The organism is Paenibacillus stellifer, from assembly GCF_000758685.1.
In the GTDB taxonomy this organism is placed as follows: domain Bacteria; phylum Bacillota; class Bacilli; order Paenibacillales; family Paenibacillaceae; genus Paenibacillus_AQ; species Paenibacillus_AQ stellifer.
Window position 1 is genome coordinate 3,945,646 of the sequence record NZ_CP009286.1, and the last position, 17,654, is coordinate 3,963,299.

The 17,654-nt window shown below is 54.5% G+C and carries 16 protein-coding genes; 4 read left to right on the forward strand and 12 right to left on the reverse strand.

Annotated features, from left to right (window positions below):
- Window positions 1–42: 42 nt before the first annotated feature.
- From PSTEL_RS18285 to PSTEL_RS18325, 10 genes are all read right to left on the reverse strand, one after another.
- Entirely contained in the window at window positions 43–1,854 is a 1,812-nt protein-coding gene (locus tag PSTEL_RS18285) for a glycoside hydrolase family 35 protein (protein ID WP_038697517.1), read from the reverse strand.
- Between the two features lie 45 nt (window positions 1,855–1,899).
- Window positions 1,900–2,727: an MBL fold metallo-hydrolase gene (locus PSTEL_RS18290; protein ID WP_038697519.1), complete on the reverse strand. Its 828-nt coding sequence runs from the start codon at window positions 2,725–2,727 to the stop codon at window positions 1,900–1,902.
- Between the two features lie 31 nt (window positions 2,728–2,758).
- On the reverse strand, window positions 2,759–4,033 hold the full coding sequence (locus tag PSTEL_RS18295; RefSeq protein WP_052098665.1) for an MFS transporter: 1,275 nt from the start codon (window positions 4,031–4,033) through the stop codon (window positions 2,759–2,761).
- A 69-nt stretch (window positions 4,034–4,102) separates the two neighbouring features.
- Window positions 4,103–4,984, reverse strand: a complete 882-nt coding sequence (locus PSTEL_RS18300) for an SMP-30/gluconolactonase/LRE family protein (protein ID WP_038697521.1) — start codon at window positions 4,982–4,984, stop codon at window positions 4,103–4,105.
- Between the two features lie 28 nt (window positions 4,985–5,012).
- The gene (locus PSTEL_RS18305; protein ID WP_038697523.1) at window positions 5,013–6,113 is read right to left on the reverse strand and encodes an alanine racemase; all 1,101 of its coding nucleotides are present in this window, start codon (window positions 6,111–6,113) and stop codon (window positions 5,013–5,015) included.
- 18 nt (window positions 6,114–6,131) lie between these two features.
- The gene (locus tag PSTEL_RS18310; RefSeq protein ID WP_038697525.1) at window positions 6,132–6,884 is read right to left on the reverse strand and encodes an SDR family NAD(P)-dependent oxidoreductase; all 753 of its coding nucleotides are present in this window, start codon (window positions 6,882–6,884) and stop codon (window positions 6,132–6,134) included.
- A gap of 20 nt (window positions 6,885–6,904) precedes the next feature.
- Complete coding sequence (locus PSTEL_RS18315; protein WP_038697527.1) at window positions 6,905–7,279, reverse strand: RidA family protein; 375 nt, start codon at window positions 7,277–7,279, stop codon at window positions 6,905–6,907.
- Window positions 7,280–7,307: 28 nt separating this feature from the next.
- A complete protein-coding gene (locus PSTEL_RS18320) occupies window positions 7,308–8,618 on the reverse strand; it encodes a M20 family metallopeptidase (protein ID WP_038697529.1) in 1,311 nt (436 codons plus the stop codon).
- Window positions 8,596–8,790: a hypothetical protein gene (locus PSTEL_RS27715; protein ID WP_156995910.1), complete on the reverse strand. Its 195-nt coding sequence runs from the start codon at window positions 8,788–8,790 to the stop codon at window positions 8,596–8,598. The genes PSTEL_RS18320 and PSTEL_RS27715 overlap by 23 nt, the downstream gene beginning before the upstream one ends.
- Window positions 8,742–10,622, reverse strand: a complete 1,881-nt coding sequence (locus tag PSTEL_RS18325) for a beta-N-acetylhexosaminidase (protein WP_038697530.1) — start codon at window positions 10,620–10,622, stop codon at window positions 8,742–8,744. Before PSTEL_RS18325 ends, PSTEL_RS27715 begins: the two co-directional genes overlap by 49 nt.
- A 190-nt stretch (window positions 10,623–10,812) precedes the next feature.
- On the opposite strand from PSTEL_RS18325, the gene PSTEL_RS18330 reads away from it, so the two are divergent.
- Window positions 10,813–11,577 carry an IclR family transcriptional regulator gene (locus tag PSTEL_RS18330; RefSeq protein ID WP_038697532.1) on the forward strand — a complete coding sequence of 255 codons (765 nt, stop codon included), beginning with the start codon at window positions 10,813–10,815 and terminating at the stop codon, window positions 11,575–11,577.
- Between the two features lie 7 nt (window positions 11,578–11,584).
- On the opposite strand, the gene PSTEL_RS18335 is transcribed toward PSTEL_RS18330, so the two are convergent.
- Window positions 11,585–12,250: a cyclase family protein gene (locus PSTEL_RS18335; RefSeq protein ID WP_038697535.1), complete on the reverse strand. Its 666-nt coding sequence runs from the start codon at window positions 12,248–12,250 to the stop codon at window positions 11,585–11,587.
- Between the two features lie 76 nt (window positions 12,251–12,326).
- Window positions 12,327–13,193, reverse strand: a complete 867-nt coding sequence (locus tag PSTEL_RS18340) for a dihydrodipicolinate synthase family protein (RefSeq protein WP_038697537.1) — start codon at window positions 13,191–13,193, stop codon at window positions 12,327–12,329.
- Between the two features lie 193 nt (window positions 13,194–13,386).
- On the opposite strand from PSTEL_RS18340, the gene PSTEL_RS18345 reads away from it, so the two are divergent.
- From PSTEL_RS18345 to PSTEL_RS18355, 3 genes are all read left to right on the forward strand, one after another.
- Window positions 13,387–14,793: an extracellular solute-binding protein gene (locus tag PSTEL_RS18345; protein WP_038697539.1), complete on the forward strand. Its 1,407-nt coding sequence runs from the start codon at window positions 13,387–13,389 to the stop codon at window positions 14,791–14,793.
- Between the two features lie 184 nt (window positions 14,794–14,977).
- Complete coding sequence (locus tag PSTEL_RS18350) at window positions 14,978–16,708, forward strand: polysaccharide deacetylase family protein (protein ID WP_052098667.1); 1,731 nt, start codon at window positions 14,978–14,980, stop codon at window positions 16,706–16,708.
- Window positions 16,686–17,627, forward strand: coding sequence for an ABC transporter permease (locus PSTEL_RS18355; protein ID WP_038697541.1), 942 nt, complete (start codon window positions 16,686–16,688; stop codon window positions 17,625–17,627). Before PSTEL_RS18350 ends, PSTEL_RS18355 begins: the two co-directional genes overlap by 23 nt.
- The last annotated feature ends 27 nt before the right edge of the window (window positions 17,628–17,654 follow it).

The window sequence follows — 17,654 nt, forward strand, 5'->3', positions numbered from 1 at the left end:
GAAAAGAGATTGATGTCCTATTTTCAGCACATTCCGGTACTCTCAGTCTTCGTAACTTTGTTCATCCGATGGACCCAAATCTGGTGTATCCACAAAGACTGCAACCTCACGGGCGGTTCCGTGCAGCTCGAATACGATCAGCTCATTGCAGCCTTGGCGCAAGAGGGGCGCAGGCACGTACAATGTGCGTTGAGGACCTATGTTCCAGTACCGCCCCAGATTGAAACCGTTCACAAATACGACTCCCTTGGTCCAGCCGTCCAGCCGAAGGAAGGTATCCTTCGCCTCATCAACCTCGAAGTATCCCCGGTAGAAGGACGGGCTGTTCAATACTGATTCATCGCCAGATACATCGCCAGATTCATCGACAAACACATCGCCAAATTGCAGTGCGGACAAATCCTCAAGCGGGAAACAGTGGATCGTCCAGCCGAACAGAAACTGAAATCCATGCCGGACCCCCTCCGTAATTCCCTTCGGGTCTCTCAAATACGGACCATAGTTGATCCGCCCCATATTTTCAACTAGAATGGTCAGCTCCGCACCTTCCTCCGGCACTGCGAACGCTACCGACAGCTCCGGCTTCCCGCGTTCCAGCACGCCCTGAAGCTTCCCGTCCAGAAAGACCAGCGCACGATCCCGAACCTCCTGGATGACAAGGTGCTGCTTCTCTCTGGGGCCGGAAATCCATGTGCTGTATGCAATAAACCCGTAATCCTGGCCCAGTATCTCCATCGGCTCGGGATTCGTTCTGCGGACAGGAGCAGAGAGCCGGTCCGCCTGGGTGAACAGCGGCGCCCGCCCGGTCATCGCAACCTCGCCATACGCTTTCGTGCCAATCGGTTCAGGCAGCTTCAGCTCGCCGATATCCTTGTATTTGGCGATGATGTCACGCACCGCGAAGAATTTATCCGTCGGCTCGCCACTTTCACTCAAGAGCGAATCATAGTCATAGCTCGTAACCGTAGGCTCATACTGATCCTTCAGCTGGCAGTTCGCCCCGTTCCAGAACCCGAAATTCGTTCCGCCGTGGAACATGTAGAAATTAACCGATGCCTTCTCCTCCAGCATCTCTTCGAATACTTTGGCTACATCGGCGGCGTCCCGCGTATGATGAGACTCTCCCCAATGGTCGAACCACCCGTTCCAATACTCCATGCACATCAGAGGCTGATCAGGCTGATATTGGCGCAGCTTGGCAAAGGCTTCTTTCGTACCGGACCCAAAATTCACAGTAGCCCAGGCCCCCGGCACTGAACCACCCTGCAGCATATGGTCTGTTGGCCCGTCCGAGGTGAACAGCAGGACATCCATTCCGCGCTTGATCATTCCCTGGCGGATATGCTCCAAATACCGGAGGTCATTGCCGTAGCTGCCGTATTCGTTCTCGATCTGCAGCGCAATGATCGGTCCGCCATTGGTGCACAGCAGCGGCTTTAACCGGGGCAGCAGCTCATCATAGTAACTGTCCACCCGGCTCAGAAATTTCTCATCCTGGCAGCGCAGCCGGATTTCTGAATCCGCCAGCAGCCATGAAGGCAGCCCGCCGAACTCCCACTCCGCACAGATGTAAGGGCTTGGGCGGACGATAACGAACAAGCCCAGCTCCCCCGCCAACCGGATGAAGCGCTCCACATCAGCCATGCCCTCAAAGCGAAACTGCCCGGGCTTCGGCTCATGGAAATTCCACGGCACGTAAGTCTCCACGGCATTGAACCCGCAAGCCTTCAATTTGAGCAGCCGGTCACCCCAATACTCGGGCACCACCCTGAAATAATGCAGCGCTCCCGACAGGAGCTGAACCGGCTCTCCGTCCTGGATCAGCTGAGATCCTTTCCATTCAACAACCGCCATTCTTCAGTCACTCCTCACTTTGTTTCAAACCCCAAGCCCCAATCCTCAAACCTCAATAATCATGCCGTCGAACGCCGTGATGAAGCCCAATTTTTCCGCGTGCGGGACAAGTTCATCATGGATGGTGTAGCCGTTATGGGAGAAATGATTGATGACGAACATGGTATTTTGATCCGCAGAGCCTTGTTCCAGCATCTCCTTCCGGATCTCGGCATTATTCGGAAGCCCCAGATGGCCGTGCTCCCACGGTCTTAAGCAGAACGTGCAGTCCAGGCTCACCAAATGGAAAAAGGTCCGGGCAATATACTCAGCGGTCGGCTGCGGAAACACCCCTGTATCATGACCGTAGAGCAGCCTTTTGCCGTCCTTCTCGATGCAGTAGATGTAACATTCTTCATTGGGCATATGGTAGGCGGGCAGCGGAGTTACCGTATACGGACCAATCGCAAAAGGTACAAAAGGCTCCACATATACCGGATTTATATAATCCTCAATGTCCTCAATCCCGCTACTGTCCATCGCCTGCCGCAGCATGTCCACAATCACCCTGTTGCCATACACGCTAATGCTCTTGGCTTCGCCCAGATGGGCATAAGGCTCGGCTTTCAGAATCATATCTGCCGGATAGAAATGGTCTTCATGGGAATGGGTGATCAGGATATGCCCGATGGCCGATAAATCCACATTGTATTTCAGCGCATGATAATAAGTATCCGGCGGCATGTCGACAAGCAGACAGTCATCAATAATGCTCTGGGACCTGGTGCGGATATTTTTCCCGCCTGCCCTTCTGGCCGCCTCGCAAGGCTCGCATTTGCAAAAAAGAGCGGGCCATCCGTCCGCCGCCGCCGTGCCTAAATACTGAAGCTTCATATGAACTCTCCTTCGCCCTAGCATTCTTGTTCTAGATCTTTCTCGTAAAAGCCCGCCAGCGGCCGCTCGCGATTACGCAGATCACGGCCCCTCCCAATGCCAGCACACACCATGACAACCGGGTGAAGCCCCAGCCCAACTGTTCGGCAACAGCTCCGATTCCATAGCTGGAAAGGGCGCTGCCCACATAAGTTGCCGAATTTAGCAGCCCGGAGACGGTCGATACTCTTCCGCTCTCCCTGAAGTAGACCGGTACGAAGCTTACCAGCATCGCATTCACTCCCAGCATTGCCGAGGTGACGATCCCCAGCATCAGGAGCGCGAGCGGCAGGCTATTTTTTCCATACCCTATAAGAACCAGCAAAGCCAGCACGGTCAGGGCAAACAGGGCCGCTGCCGTAACCAGCTCATTCTGGAATATTTTCCGATTGATCAAGCCCGCCAAATAGACGCCCGCCAGATTAATAACCGGCAGAACCATCGTTAATCGGATCGCAAGCGAAGAGCCGGTATGATATCCTTCCGCTAGGTAGGTGGGCATCCAGGTCATAATTCCGTCTTTCAAAATGCCGTGAAGCATGGCTCCCATGCCAATGAACAGCAGTCCGGAGACTGCAAACAACGTATACAGGGGCGTATGATGAAGAGGAAAGGTTGTGCCGGTGGCGGCTAGAGCCGGGGATTGTTCTGTGAATCCGCCGTTGTCCGCCTTGTGTTCCAGCTTCGAGATGACGATATACCAGACTACGGCAACGGGAAACATAAGGAAGGCCGCCATATCAAACACCATCCGCCAGCCCGAATAATCAATGAGCAAGGAGCACATCAGGTAGGTGATTAGCGTACCGGCCGGGACGGTGGTCGTAAGGACCGCCAGCGCTCTGAAGCTCTCTTTCTTCGGCAGCCTGTCGGCAATGAGCTTCGCCATCGGCGACCAGGTCAAGGACTGCGCCAGCCCGTTAAGAGACCATAGAATGACCATCATTTCATAGGTTGAGCTGATCCCCATCGCCAGATTCAATGCCGAAGAACAAGTGAGTCCAAGGAACACCAGAAGCTTGGGGGATACCCGGTCACCCAGAATGCCGCTTATGAACTGGCCGATGCCATAGGCGAAGAAAAAGGCTGCCGCCACGAGTCCAAGCTGGGACTTGCTGAAATGATCGGAGGTCATCATCTCGCCCATGCTTGCGTTGAAATTGAGCCGGCCGATGTACGTCGAGGTGTATGTGATCCAGCAGATGAAAAATACAGTCCTGATGCTCCCGGCATCAGCAAGTTTGTTCCTTTCATAGGCCGCTCTCACCGGTTTCTCCGTCTCGCTTCAGCCAGACCGCCGCCCGCCGAGTAAGGTTGTGTGCTCTTTCCACCGTCGTTACCTGTTCTTGAAGACATTTGCCGTGACCCCTCTGACTCCGGGTGTATATTTGAAGATGCCGCCCGCAAGCGGCTCACCTTGCAATTGCTCATCGCTGAGGCCATCTCTCGCCGACGTGATATACAGTTCATCCAGGTTTTCCCCGCCGAAGCAGCAGGAGGTTACCTGGGATACGGGCAGCTGCACGCTCTCCAGACACTTCCCGGTAACCGGATTCCAGCGGCTCACGCAGCTTCCTCCCCAATGAGCCACCCACAGCATGCCTTCGATGTCGATAGTCATTCCATCGGGGAATCCTTGATCGGGCGGAAGGTGAAAGGCTGTCCGCCGGTTCTTGATGTTGCCTGTCAGAACATCATAGTCAAACTGATCGACCCGGCCGGTAGGCGTGTCGATATAATACATAGCAGTCGCTTCAGCATTCCAGGCTAGACCATTGGAGCAGCCAACTCCGGCAAGCATTTTAGTAACGGTGCCGTCACCATCCAGCCTGTACAGCGCCCCGGCCGGGCTACCGCCTTCAAGCGGCATGGTCCCCGCCCAGAAGCGGCCGGCCGGATCGCATTTTCCGTCATTAAACCGATTGTCCGGCTGATCTTCTTCCGGATCGGCAATTCGCTCCAAACTTCTGGAGGCTAAATCCAGATAGGCGAATCCGGTCTGCAGCGCGCAGACCATGCGCCCGTCCGCCGCAGGCACAACGGCGCCGATCCGCTCGCCAACGGGTATGACTTCCTTCTTTTCCGTTCCCGGCGTATACAGATGGATGCACATTTCCTCGATATCCACCCATACGATTGTCTTGCTCTCCGGCAGCCACAGCGGCCCCTCGCCCAGCAGCGCCAGCTCCTCTACGAGCAATTCCGGCTGATTTGCCAAGTTCGTCCCTCCAAATCTGCATTAGCGCTTATTTGACTTTGCCTCTTGCAGCAATCGTCCACGTATCCTTAACCTGACCATCCTGGACAATGTTCAGTTCATCCAGCATATTAACGACGGCGCAGCAATGGACAGGAATAATCTCCAGCTTGTCCCCGACCTTCAGCCCTTGTTCCGAAGGCGGCAGTGTCAGCACGCCATGCTCTTCATTGAACCAGGACACGGTAATATCCGGGTGTCCGACAACGAAGCCGCGCCCGGTTCCGATGACAGAATCTTCCCCGTCCATGGTGAACACCTTCGTCCCGCCGTCAATGACGGCACGGTCGGGGGCGGGACGGCTGATAACCGTAGCCAGCACCGTCAATGCGCATTGCCCGATATCAAGTGCTCCGGCTTTGACCTGCGTCAAATCCCCGAATACATAAGTGCCGGGGCGAATCTCCGTGACGCCTTCCATCATGGAGGCGAAGCGGCTCACAGGCGTCGAGCCTCCGCTGACCGTCTCAACGGGGAAGCCGCAGCCCCGCAGAACATCCGCCGCACTTTCAGCGGCCTTCGCCTCTCGGACCGCAACCTCCTGGCGCTGCTCGTCAGTCTCCGCATCATAGGAATGCCCGGCGAATTCCAGCACGCCGGTCACCCGGATTCCCTGCAGCGGAGCAAGCGATTCGGCCAGCCGCAGCAGATTCTCCCCGGGCTGCACACCCACCCGGCCATAACCGGGATCGATCTCGATCCACATGTTAATGACGATCCCCGCATTGAGCGCCGCTGCGGATATACCCGCAGCCACCTCATAGCTGTCGCAGGCAACGGTAAGCTCCACGCGCTTAGCCAGCCGGATCAGACGCTCCAGCTTCGCTTCACCGACGATGGGATAGGCGATCACTATATTGCGAATGCCCGCGTCCGCCATAACCTCGGCTTCTCCAAGCTTGGCAACGGTAATGCCTACAGCTCCGGCCTCAACTTGCAGATGGGCAATTTGCGGTGTTTTATGGGTTTTGACATGCGGCCGCAGAGCAACTCCGGCATCATCCGCAATTTGCTGGTAACGGTAAATGTTATTCAGCAGCTTACTGTAATCGACGAGAATACAGGGAGTATCCAATTCGTATTGATTCATGGCAGTCTCTCCTTGTCCTTAAAATGCCAGCTGTCCGCCGTCTACGACGATACATTCGCCGTTGATAAAGGCCGCATCCTCCGAAGCGAGAAAGGCGAACACGCCGGAAATGTCCTTCGGTTCCCCGACACGGCCCAGCGGGATATGGTTCTGAATATACCGGCTGACAAACTCGGGATCATCGATTGCCTCCGACATCGGGGTCTGAATATAGCCCGGACAGACCGCGTTCACGCGAATCCCCGAAGCGCCCAGTTCCACCGCCATGGTCTTCGTCAGCAGAATGACCCCGCCTTTGGAAGCATTATAATGCGCGTATTTCGCTTCCCCCGCGAGTCCATTGGTGGAGGACATGTTGATAATCGCTCCCTTGCCCTGTTCCTTCATCTGGCGGGCAACCCGCTGCGCCACATAGAACATGCCGTTCAAATTCACATCAATCATTCTTCGCCAGTTGTCATCCTTGATGTCGAGGAAGGACTCCTCCCAGGCCACACCGGCATTATTCGCCAGAATATCGATGCTTCTTCCGTCCTGGACAATGCGCTCAACCATCCGGTCCACCTGTTCGGGACGGGACACATCCAGCGCCTGATAAGAAACAGAGTATCCCAAGTCCTTGAAGCGTTCCGCCGCTTGCAGCAGCAGCGCTTCCTGAATATCCGCAAGGATGACATGCGCACCTTCCGCTGCGAAGCGCTCCGCAATTGCAAGGCCAATTCCCTGGCCCGCACCTGTTACCAGTGCTGTTGAATTCTCAAAACGCCGCATTAGGCAGTCTCTCCCTTCCATTACTCCGGCTTGTATGCGATGGCGTCGATCTCCACCTTGATTCCGTCCAGGCCGGCCTCCACGCAGGTTCTCGCCGGAAACGGGCTCTCGAAGTAAGATTGATAGACCGCGTTAAAACGGTCGAAGTCGGCAAGGCTGGCGAGGAAAACATTGATCTTCACAATATCGTCCATCGTACATCCGCCTGCCTCCACGATCGCCTTGATGTTGTTCATGGTCAGTCTGGTCTCCGCTTCAATATCACCGCTCACGATGCTTCCATCCCCATCAAGGGGGCCTTGTCCGGAAATAAACAGCATATTTCCGGCGGCAATCCCTTGGGAATAAGGTCCGCTTCCGACGGAGGCATTACGGGTGCGAATGGCTTGTCTCATCGTCATCTCTCCTAACTTGTAGTTGCAATTACAATTCGGCGGCTGATGATCCGCACCAGCGAAGCATCGCGCCTGCATAGATTTCGATCAGGACGGACAGGCTGTCCAGATCGACATATTCACCCGGCGCATGGGCGTTGCCGCCCGCCGGTCCCAGAATCAGCGCTGGTGAATCGCTGTATTCATTGAAGACAAACGCATCGCAGGCGAACGGCGAGCCGGTCACCTCGGCCGCTTGTCCCGTAGCCGATTCAATCTCCCCAGCGAGCAGCGGAATCAGCGGAATATCCGCCGCCACCTGACTGCCCGGCAGGAAGCGGATCATCCGCTTGAACTCCGGCAGGGCGAGACCATCACCGGGCCGCACTCCGCAGAAATCCCGGTAGCCGGTCAGCAGCTCCTCGCGGAGCTGATCTTCGTCCACACCCGGGTAACATTCCACCCAGATGTCCACATGACACTCAACGGGTCCGACGTCGCAGAGCGGCGACTTCAGATCCCCGGCCTCCAGCCGCGTAACGATAATCGGAAGCTGCTCCTTCCGTCCGGAATACCACGGAGCAGGTCCTTCCGCTTCGGCGCGCAGCACCTCATATTGCTCCAGAAACAGAATGAATCTCGCCGCATCGACCGCCGGGTTGCGAATTTCCTCGCCGTTGAAGGACAGTCCTGTCGTCCCTCTGAAAGTCACCCGCCACAAGGCTCCTCCCCGGGTCGCCGGGTACAAGGCCAGATTGGTTGGCTCGGGGATGATAACCGCATCGGCGATGATCCCGCGCGCCCGGCCTGCCACTGTTCCGTTGGCGCCGCCGAATTCTTCATCCACAACCGATTCGATCACCACATCCCCCTTCAGCCGCAGCCCGAGATCCATCAAGCATTTCACCGCCAGAATCGATGCCACAAGCCCGCCTTTCATATCGTAGGCGCCCAGCCCATACAGCTTGCTGCCCGAGATGACCGGCTCGAACGGAGAACCCTGCCATCCCGGGGCAACCGCCGCCGTGTCGATATGGCCGGAGAACAGCAGCGATTTGCCTTCGCCTGTTCCTGTCCACACCGCACTGACATTTGGCCGGCCGCTGTAATCCTTCCCAGGGTAGTAGGCCGGATGCTCGTGGAACCCGGGAACCTGCTCGGGCTCGTACAGCTCGGCCTCAAGACCAAGATCTTCCAGCATCATGCATAACGCTTCCTGGCACTCCTTCTCCGAACCGCTGATTACCTTATTGACCGTATCATGCCGGATCAGCTCAGACAGCATCTCGATCATTCGCTCACGGTTCAGCTGCACCCATTCTCTGATCCGGAGCTTCTCATCCTGAAGCTTGTCCTCCATCGGTTCGCCTCCCCTCTGTGGCCTTCCATTCGTCTGCCTTCCATTCGTCTGCCTTCCGTTCGCCCACCTTCCGTTCGTCCGCCTTCCGTTCACCAATCTCGCGCTCCTCCGCCATGCGCTCGTCTACTGCGAAATCCGGCTCGGTGTCGGCATATGCTTGTACAGATAGCAATCCACCATGCCTTCCTGGCCCTGATAGGGAATCCGCTGCTCCTCCAGTTCTTCCAGCCGGTCCACGCTGCCCGCCAAGTAAGCGGAGATTCGCGCAGCCGCCGTATCCAGACTCGCCAGCAGCCCGCCATAACGCAGGTCGATAATATCCCAGCCGAACGGCTTGTTCACGACATGCCAGCGCTCCAGATGATAGGAGCGCAGCTGCTCCACCCGCACGCGGATTTCCGGAAGCAGCTCCCGCACAATATTCGAGAGCGCCTGCTTGTCTCCGCCGAGATAGGCATCCGTGATTACAAGGCCTGCGTCCGCTTTCAGGGCAAGAACACTGCAGAGCCGTTCAAGCACTTCAAACACGAAGCCGTAGGCGCCATTCCGCGTTGCGAAGAGAGCCATTTGCTCCTGGAGTGCTTCATAATGTCCGGCCACATCAAGCCCGCGTATATTCTCATCGAACAAGCCCATCATGACATTCTGCCAGAGCATATAGCGGGACGGGTTGTACGTCTCCAGATTGCCCGGCTGAATGCCTGGCGGCTCGTCCACATTCTTGATCGCCATGAAGTCATCCATTCGGGCTCCCGTACAATAATGGAAGCGACGGCTCAGCTTATCTTCGTCCAGCTCCGCCGCATAGCCATGCTCGGCGAACAGCTGGAGGCCGAGCAGTGCGGAGAACCAGTCGCATTCCGTGCCGTCGTCGCCCCACAGCGTTGCGATTACTTCCGTTACCCCTTCGCGCTTGCACACATTCAGCGCCGCATTGGTCGAAGCAAGGGTGGCTCCGTAGTTCAGCACATACCCCTTCCAATTCCAGATGCCCCCGGCAAAGACCGGCGTCGATCCGAAACGTTTATGCTGGCGAATCCAATCCGTGTAAAAGGCCTCGTCATAGTGGTAGTAGTCCCAATACACGAACTGGATATGATCCGGCATGCCCGCGATGACTTCATCCGAAATCACGCAATCCTTGTCATAGTAATCTCCCTTGGGCGAGCCGGCGCGGAAATACATGTCACTCCACATCATCGGCGAGAGTCCCAGGCGATCCACGATCTCCATCACTCTCTTGAGGTGGGCGTTCATAATATCGAATTTGGAATGCAGGCCATTCTGAATCAGATACGCGCCAAGGCCCAGCTTCCAGGCTTCATCCATGCCGATATGAATACGCCGCGAGCGGACCGGGGCCGAAGCGGCAATGAGCATCTGTTCAATGAACTCATACGTGCGCTCATGACCGACGAGCAGCGTCTCCAGATCGTCCCGGATATCGGCATAAGCATTCCATTTCAGCACATCCGCCAAATGGCCGAGCGTCTGAATGCAAGGAATCATCTCAATGCCGAACTGGTCGGCATAGTCATCCAACTCTTTGATTTCCGCCTGCGAGTAACGTCCTCTCATATAGCCGAAGTAGGGATGTCCCTCCAGGTCGAAGCTGTCCTCGGCATAGAGCATGATCATGTCAAGGCCCATCAGGGCCATGCGGCGCAGGAAGGCTTTGACCGAGTCCGTTCGAATGACGGCACCGCCCTGGGACACATCGAACATCGGTCCGTTCATCTCGAATTGCGGCACTTCTTCAATCCGGAATTCACTTTGGCTGCGCAGAGCTTCAATCAGCAATCCGACCGCCCGGAAGAAATGAATTGTTCGGTGAAAATGAATATACAGCCCTTCCTTATTGGCTTCCACAATAATCCTCGGATCGATGTGGTGAACCACCTTCACTTCAACGCCATCGGCAGAGAGCTCCATCCCTGCATCAGATGCCAGTTCTCTCAGCCCTTCGGTTAATCCGTCGATATCTCCGGTAAAGTGCAACTTCAATGGAAGCCCCCCATTTTCAATATAAAAAATGATATTTCATCATGCAGAATTCCATATAATATAAGAAATATGCCCGAAAATCTGATTAAATCAAGCTTATCAAGCGTTGCTAGCTTTTGAAGAATATGTTTTAATTAAGTCTGCAGTTTCAATTTTTCAGTATACGGAAAAGGTGTGATCCAATCTTTTTATGAAAAAACAGTACAGTGTACCTGCCCTGGCCAAAGGAATGGCGATTCTGGAAATGCTGGCGTCCTCCAAGGAAGCCCTGGGCGTCACCGATATTTATGAACGAAACGGAATGCCAAAATCATCGATCTTTACGATTCTTGGCGAGTTCGAGAACCTGGGATATGTGATGAAGACGCATGAGGGTAAATATCAGCTGACGCTGAAGCTGTACAACGTCGGAATGGAGAGATTAGCCAAGCTCGATATCCGCCAGGCAGCCAGACCGGAGATGGAATGGGTCGCCGCGAATATGAGATTTACCGTGCATCTGGCCATTCTTGAGAATGACAAAGCACTCTATATTGATAAAGTGAACGGCCCGGGATTCGTTCAGTTCTCGACACAGGTCGGGCAGAGCCAGTATCTGCACAACTCTGCTGTCGGAAAAGCATTGGCAGCCTATTTAACGGACGAGCAGCTGGAACAGGCGATCCAGAAGCACGGAATGCCCAAGACTACGGAGCATACGCTCCAGACAGCGGAAGCTTTCAAGTCCTTTCTGGCCAGTGTCCGGGAGAAAGGCTACGCTATTGAAGACGAGGAAGGCGAAGCGGGAATCCGCTGTATTGCCGTCCCTGTCTTCGACAATACGGGGATGACCGCCGGCTCCCTCGGAATTACCGCCCTCAGAAGCGAACTGCCAAGCATCTCTTTCGATGATTTCGGCCATCAGCTGCAGGATAAGGCGATGGCGATATCCCGGAAGCTGGGGTTCGGAGCCTGACGCCGATTCAGGGCAGAAACAGAACAGCCCGGCAGGGGGCGGCGCAGACACCGGGAATATGCAGCGGCAGCGCCGCAAGGTTCCACGGCCCTTGCCCCGCTTCCCGCAGCGACACCAAAGGAGCCATCATCAGCCGGTCCTTGGCGTAATAGCGCTGGAGTAGCGTCATTTCAGCAGCCGGCTTGCGCGGATCTTCTATTGAAGTGATGTCCAGTCCCAGCAGTCCCACGTCATGATCGATAATCCAGTCCATCGCTTCCGGCAGGAAAAACGGACTTGTTTCGATGTAACCCGGCTTGTTCCAATAGGCATCCCAGCCTGTTGCAATCAGCAGTGCCTCGCCTGGCGCAAGACCACTCCCTGCCGCTTCTACCGCTGCTTCAAGCTCATCCGCTGTAATCGGTTCGAAAGGCTGCTTGTCCGGAAGCTGCGCTACCCAGGCTCTGAGCATCAGCCGGTCCAAGGAGATATCGCCAATAGTCTCACGGCCTTCAAACAGATGATTGGCTGTCTCCAGATATGTCCCTGCAAGGGAATGTAATTGAAAGGCATGTCCCTCATAGCCGTCGGCTTCAAGCGACGCAACCTGCTGCACCGAAATGTCGGGAAACGGCTTCCCGTAATTCCACATCCCGTTCTCCAGTCTCCCTGTAAGATCAAGCCATTTCTTCATTCGGCTCCTCCGTTCATACCTTTATGCTGACATTCTCGCCGGATGCTGACCATTCTCGCCGGGACTTCCAGTCGTCCTATCCCTTCCGACCATACTGATAGCCCAGCAGAGTCTCTCTCACGCGCTGTTCATCGGAAGGAAGCAGCGGCAGCCGGGTTTCCGCGCTTTTGAACAAGCCCAGATGATGGTACAAGGCTTTGGTCGTCGGGATTTCATCTCCGGGGCCGAACATATGAATGAAGGGGAGAATCGTTCTTGCGAATACCGCGAAGCTCTCCTCACGTCTTCCCTCCTGGTACAGATCCCAGCCTTCCTTGAATTCCTTCGGGTAAATAATCGGGGCAATGATCATGTTCCCGTCCACTCCCGCCTCAATAGCGCGGTAACAAATAATATCGTCTCCGCCGAATACCGCCAATCCGCCATCCTTCTTCAGCGCGCGAATCTTGCCCATGTTGTGATCGGTCATCTTGATCGCCTTGATAGCCGGGACGGCTGCCGCCAGCTCGATCAGCTGCTGGGCCGTGTAGAAGGTGTTGGTCGTTACCGGGTTGTCGTAGAAAATAATCTGCAAGCCGGTCTGTTCCGCCAGGCTTCCCACATACTCCTTGACCATCTCCAGCGAGTTCGGGAAATAGTAGGGACTCGGAACAAGCGCCGAGCGGATTCCTGCATCCGCCGCCGCCTTGCCGATGCCGGCCGCTTCCTGCAAATTCGTATGTCCGAGACCGATCACAACATGCTTGTCCGGTACGGCCTTGGCGAAATACTGAGCAATTTCAATCCGCTCCGCAGCAGATAATGCCGGCGATTCTCCTGTACTCCCTCCGATCACATAACCTTCCAAATACTCGGACGTATAGTCGATCAGATTGTCAAATCCGGAATAATCAATCTTCCCATTGGTGAACGGTGTCGGTATAACCGGAATATTCCCTTTCATGACAGGCCTCCATTTTTCTTTATGCTGAAAATTTGTTTTGCTGAATGAATTAGAAACTAATATAGCACCCCAAACTTCATAGTGTCAACGAAAATGGGACAAATTTGTTCTAAACCTGTACCATTATTTTTTCCGGCATATTATAATGGTTTTCTAGAATTGAATTTGATTCACCTAAATTGGAGGGGTATGGTTGAATAACAAAGAATTTCGATATATTGAAATGGCAGGGATTTTGAGGATGGAGATCCTGTCCGGCTTCCTGAAGCCCGGCCAGTTTCTGCTTCCCGAGAAAGAACTGTGCCAGCTCTACAACATCAGCCGAAACTCCCTGCGCCAGGCACTGGAGCTGCTTACCAATGAGGGCCTTCTGATCAAGATGGTCGGCCGGGGGACTATGGTTGCCAAGGATCTGGACATCACCAAACATGAGTCCAACGTGATTAACATCATTTGCCCCTACGATTCCTCCTATGTCAGAAAAGCACTTCCCATATTGATAGAAATGTTCAAGGAGCAGTATCCGCATGTGGAGTTCAGAGAGTTCAAGACGGAATTGCGCAACGAGAAGCTGCTGAAGGATCTGTCGGGCTTCGGCATCAGGGCGGACCTGGTTATCATCAGCGATCATGATATGCAGCATCTGCCGCTGGAGGAGTTCCTTGCGCTTGAGGATATCATTCCGGAACAGGAAGTGAACAATGATCAGCTGGTTAATGTGTTCCGCCATGAGGGCCGGCAGTACGCCGTTCCTCTCACCTACTCCCCGGTATTTTTGGCCTGTAATCCCCGGCTGTTCAGCGATAACGGTCTGGAAATGCCGACAAAGGACTGGAGCTGGGAGCAGTTCGCGGAAGCGGCCCGAATCATGACGAGAGATGCTAACGGAGACGGGCAAAGCGATATTTATGGCCTGGGGCTGTCCTCCTCCCTGTACCGCTGGCCCGTGCTCGCCAGAAAGTACGGCTGCTCTCTGCAGCAGGAGTCTTCGGGCACATTGAATATTGACGGACTCGGCGAGTTCCTCCGTTACATCCAGACCATGATTTATAAAGACGGAAGCAGTCCGGCCGCAGCGATCAATGATTGGGAGCTGCTGGCCCAACTGTTCGACGAAGGCCATCTTGGCATGTTCCTGACGACAACGCTGACCACCGGCATGCATAACGGGGACTTCCCGGTTACGGTCATTCCGATTCCCATGAGCCCGGAAGCCCATAAAGGGAATCTCACGATTGCGAACGGGATGATGATTCCGCAGACGAGCGGCAATCCGAAACTGGCCAAGCTGTTCGCCGAGTTCTCGATGCGGATGGATTATCAGATGCGAATGGCCAGCGAAGCCAAGTTTCTGTCTGTCTACCCCCAGGTCAACAAAGTAGTGTGGACAGAGCTTGAGCTTGGAGCGCTCGGGCTATCCCAGGACAATCCGGAGCATCTGTACTTCATGCATGAATTCCTTCCGAATTCGGCAGCCGAGATTTTGCATAGTGAAATGATTAAATTCTGGGCGGGTTTTGATGCCCCCGATGAGCTCGCCCATAGACTGCAAGGCTTGTTCGCCCCCTCCGAACCCCCTCATATCGAAGCCGCTGAGTAATTTCAGCGGCTCTTTTTTTTATTTTATATGTCATTATCCTTAACATTGGTGGTTGACTTCTCTTCATAACCTCATGATATAATGGAATCGGTACTAAACCTATACCATTTATTATCCGAGAAACATGTTATAATATCTACCACGTAATTGCGGATGCTGCAATCAAAAAAAGGAGTGACATCAGATGAACATTGCAAAATTAGCAGTCGTAAATGAGCAATCCGTTCAATTGCGAAGATGGCGATACGGCGTTAATGCATTTGAAGGATTTATAGAGGAGCTTCTGGACCAGCACCGAATCCCCTATCGCAGCTTCAAGACTCTGGATGAAGCCTTAAGCAATCAGCCGGATCTTCTTATTGTCGCTCTGTGCGAAGAGAACCGCGAGAATGGCAGCAAGTTGAAATCCTATGCAGAGAACGGCGGAACTGTTATCTCATATGCCGGACTGAACATGCTTGCCGAGGAACTGGGATATTATGAAGACCGGCCGACAGGTTCAGGGTACGCGGCGCTTCCGGAATTTAATCATTCCCCGCTGCGCTTCCTGGCGGCGATGCCATGGAGCCCTAACCGCACACAGAACAGTGCCGCAGGGGCGTCCGGCATGCTGCACCAAGGCAGACCGCAAGGCGCAGAAGCCGGACCGGCGCTGCTGTCCATCCCGGTCGGACAAGGCTTCATCGAACGCTGGTCGGTGAACATCCCCTTCACGATCGTTGCCCTGCAGCAGGGTACGGGACCTGTCTACGATGATGGTTCAGCCTCCCCGGACGGAACCATTCCGATCAGGGAGGATATATTGAAGGCCGATGACCGCTGTGCAATGGATTGGGAGTATGACCGGCTGCAGACGCCGACCGGCATGAGCTACTACGCCTATCCCTACGCGGACTGGTGGCGGGAGGTATTCATCAGCCATTTGATCAAGGCCGCCGCCGCCAAGGATCTCCCTCTTCCTTTCCTGAATTATTGGCCTGAAGGAGTTCCGGCGGTATTATCCATCTCGCATGACAGCGATCTAAATGTAGATCAGCACGCCGAGACCACACTGAATTTTCTCCGGCAACTCGGCATCCGGACGACCTGGTGCATGCTGGAGCCCGGTTATTCCGCCCGGTACTATGATGAAGCAAAGGCCGACGGCCATGAGCTCTCCCTTCATTACAATGCACTGGAAATGGACGGAGGAAGCTGGGGCGAAGAAGCCTTTCGCAGTCAGAGCCAATGGCTGAAGCGGTCAGCCCGGCTCACCAAAATCCCTTCCAATAAAAATCACTACACCCGCTTCGAGGGTTGGGGAGAATTATTCCTCTGGTGCGAACGCAATGGAATTGAAGCGGATCAGTCGAGGGGGCCAAGCAAAGCGGGTAACATCGGCCTGATCTTCGGCACCTGCCATCCCTATTTTCCAATCAGCGATTTCACCGAGGGCAACCGGTTCTATGATGTGCTTGAGATCGGTTTTCTCAGCCAGGATTTGAACCACCCCGAGCTTTACGATTCCAGTGTTGTCGATCCGTTCCTCAATGCCATTGAGCAGGCGGAAGGCGTTGCCCATTTCCTTTTTCATCAGGCGCATATCCACCGTTTCGAATCGGTCAGACAGGCTATCCGTGAAGTAGTAGACGGCGCCAGAAGACGCGGTTTCGCTCTCTGGACCATCGCCGAGGTTAACGACTGGGAAAGAGCGCGGCGGAATCTATGGATTGCCGGCCTCGACGATTCCGGTGTTCCTGTTCTGGAAGGAACGGCTTTGCCGCGGCAGACCGCCGTTTATGTTCCGGTAACGAGCGGCAATCCCGCCGAGGGGAGCATCCGTGAGCGTAAATTCGGAGTGTTGTGCAGCAAGCATATCGTGGGCGAGGAGGAGATTGAAATTGTCAAAGGTAATGACCGGATCCAAACCGTATGAAGAATCGAGTTATGTTCCCCGGACATGGCGCAGCAAGCTTTGGAGAGAGCGGTATATTTTCCTGCTGCTCCTCCCCGGTCTCATCTATTTCCTGGTCTTCAAGATCATCCCCGTCTTCGGAAATATTATCGCGTTCCAGGAATTCAATCCTTTTAAGGGAATATGGGCGAGCGATTGGGTGGGGCTGGACAATTTCAAGCGCATATTCGAAGACACGGAAGTGCTGAAAGTGCTGCGCAATACGCTATACATCTCTTTTACGCAAATTGTATTCGTCTTTCCCGCTCCGATCTTCCTGGCTATCATGCTCAATGAGGTTGCCAACAGCAAAGTCAAACGCATTATTCAGTCCGTTGTGTATCTGCCCCACTTCTTCTCCTGGGTCGTCATCATCAGCATCGCCACTATCTTTCTGAAGCCGGAAGGCATCATCAATCAGATCCTGGAAAGCCTCGGCTATAATTGGGTCTCGTTCATGACTAACCCGCATATGTTCGTTCCCATCGTCATTATTGAGCTGATCTGGAAGGAGACCGGCTGGTCCACCATCATCTTCCTGGCAGCGCTGGCTTCCCTGAATAATGAGCTTCTGGAAGCGGCGATTGTCGATGGAGCCGGACGCTGGAAACGAATCTGGAGCATCATCCTGCCTTCCATCAGCGGCACCATTGTTATTCTGCTGATCCTGCGGCTCGGCTCCGTGCTGGATTCAGGCTTCGAGCAAATCTTCCTCATGCTGAACCCGTTCAATAAGGAAATAGGCAACGTGCTGGACACCTTCGTCTATGAAAAAGGGATCAAGCAAAGCGATTTCAGCTTCAGTACGGCGGTAGGCCTGTTCAAAGGGGTTGTCGGTCTTGTGCTGGTCCTGGGCGCCAATAAAATCGCCAAAAGATTCGGCCATGACGGATTATTCTAACCTCACTTCAATGGAAAGGAGCGCCTG

Coding starts and splice junctions, on each gene's coding strand:
- PSTEL_RS18285 (WP_038697517.1), bottom strand. CDS start 1,854: ATGGCGGTTGTTGAATGGAAAGGATCTCAGCTGATCCAGGACGGAGAG.
- PSTEL_RS18290 (WP_038697519.1), bottom strand. CDS start 2,727: ATGAAGCTTCAGTATTTAGGCACGGCGGCGGCGGACGGATGGCCCGCT.
- PSTEL_RS18305 (WP_038697523.1), bottom strand. CDS start 6,113: ATGAATCAATACGAATTGGATACTCCCTGTATTCTCGTCGATTACAGT.
- PSTEL_RS18310 (WP_038697525.1), bottom strand. CDS start 6,884: ATGCGGCGTTTTGAGAATTCAACAGCACTGGTAACAGGTGCGGGCCAG.
- PSTEL_RS18315 (WP_038697527.1), bottom strand. CDS start 7,279: ATGAGACAAGCCATTCGCACCCGTAATGCCTCCGTCGGAAGCGGACCT.
- PSTEL_RS18320 (WP_038697529.1), bottom strand. CDS start 8,618: ATGGAGGACAAGCTTCAGGATGAGAAGCTCCGGATCAGAGAATGGGTG.
- PSTEL_RS18330 (WP_038697532.1), top strand. CDS start 10,813: ATGAAAAAACAGTACAGTGTACCTGCCCTGGCCAAAGGAATGGCGATT.
- PSTEL_RS18335 (WP_038697535.1), bottom strand. CDS start 12,250: ATGAAGAAATGGCTTGATCTTACAGGGAGACTGGAGAACGGGATGTGG.
- PSTEL_RS18340 (WP_038697537.1), bottom strand. CDS start 13,193: ATGAAAGGGAATATTCCGGTTATACCGACACCGTTCACCAATGGGAAG.
- PSTEL_RS18350 (WP_052098667.1), top strand. CDS start 14,978: ATGAACATTGCAAAATTAGCAGTCGTAAATGAGCAATCCGTTCAATTG.
- PSTEL_RS18355 (WP_038697541.1), top strand. CDS start 16,686: ATGACCGGATCCAAACCGTATGAAGAATCGAGTTATGTTCCCCGGACA.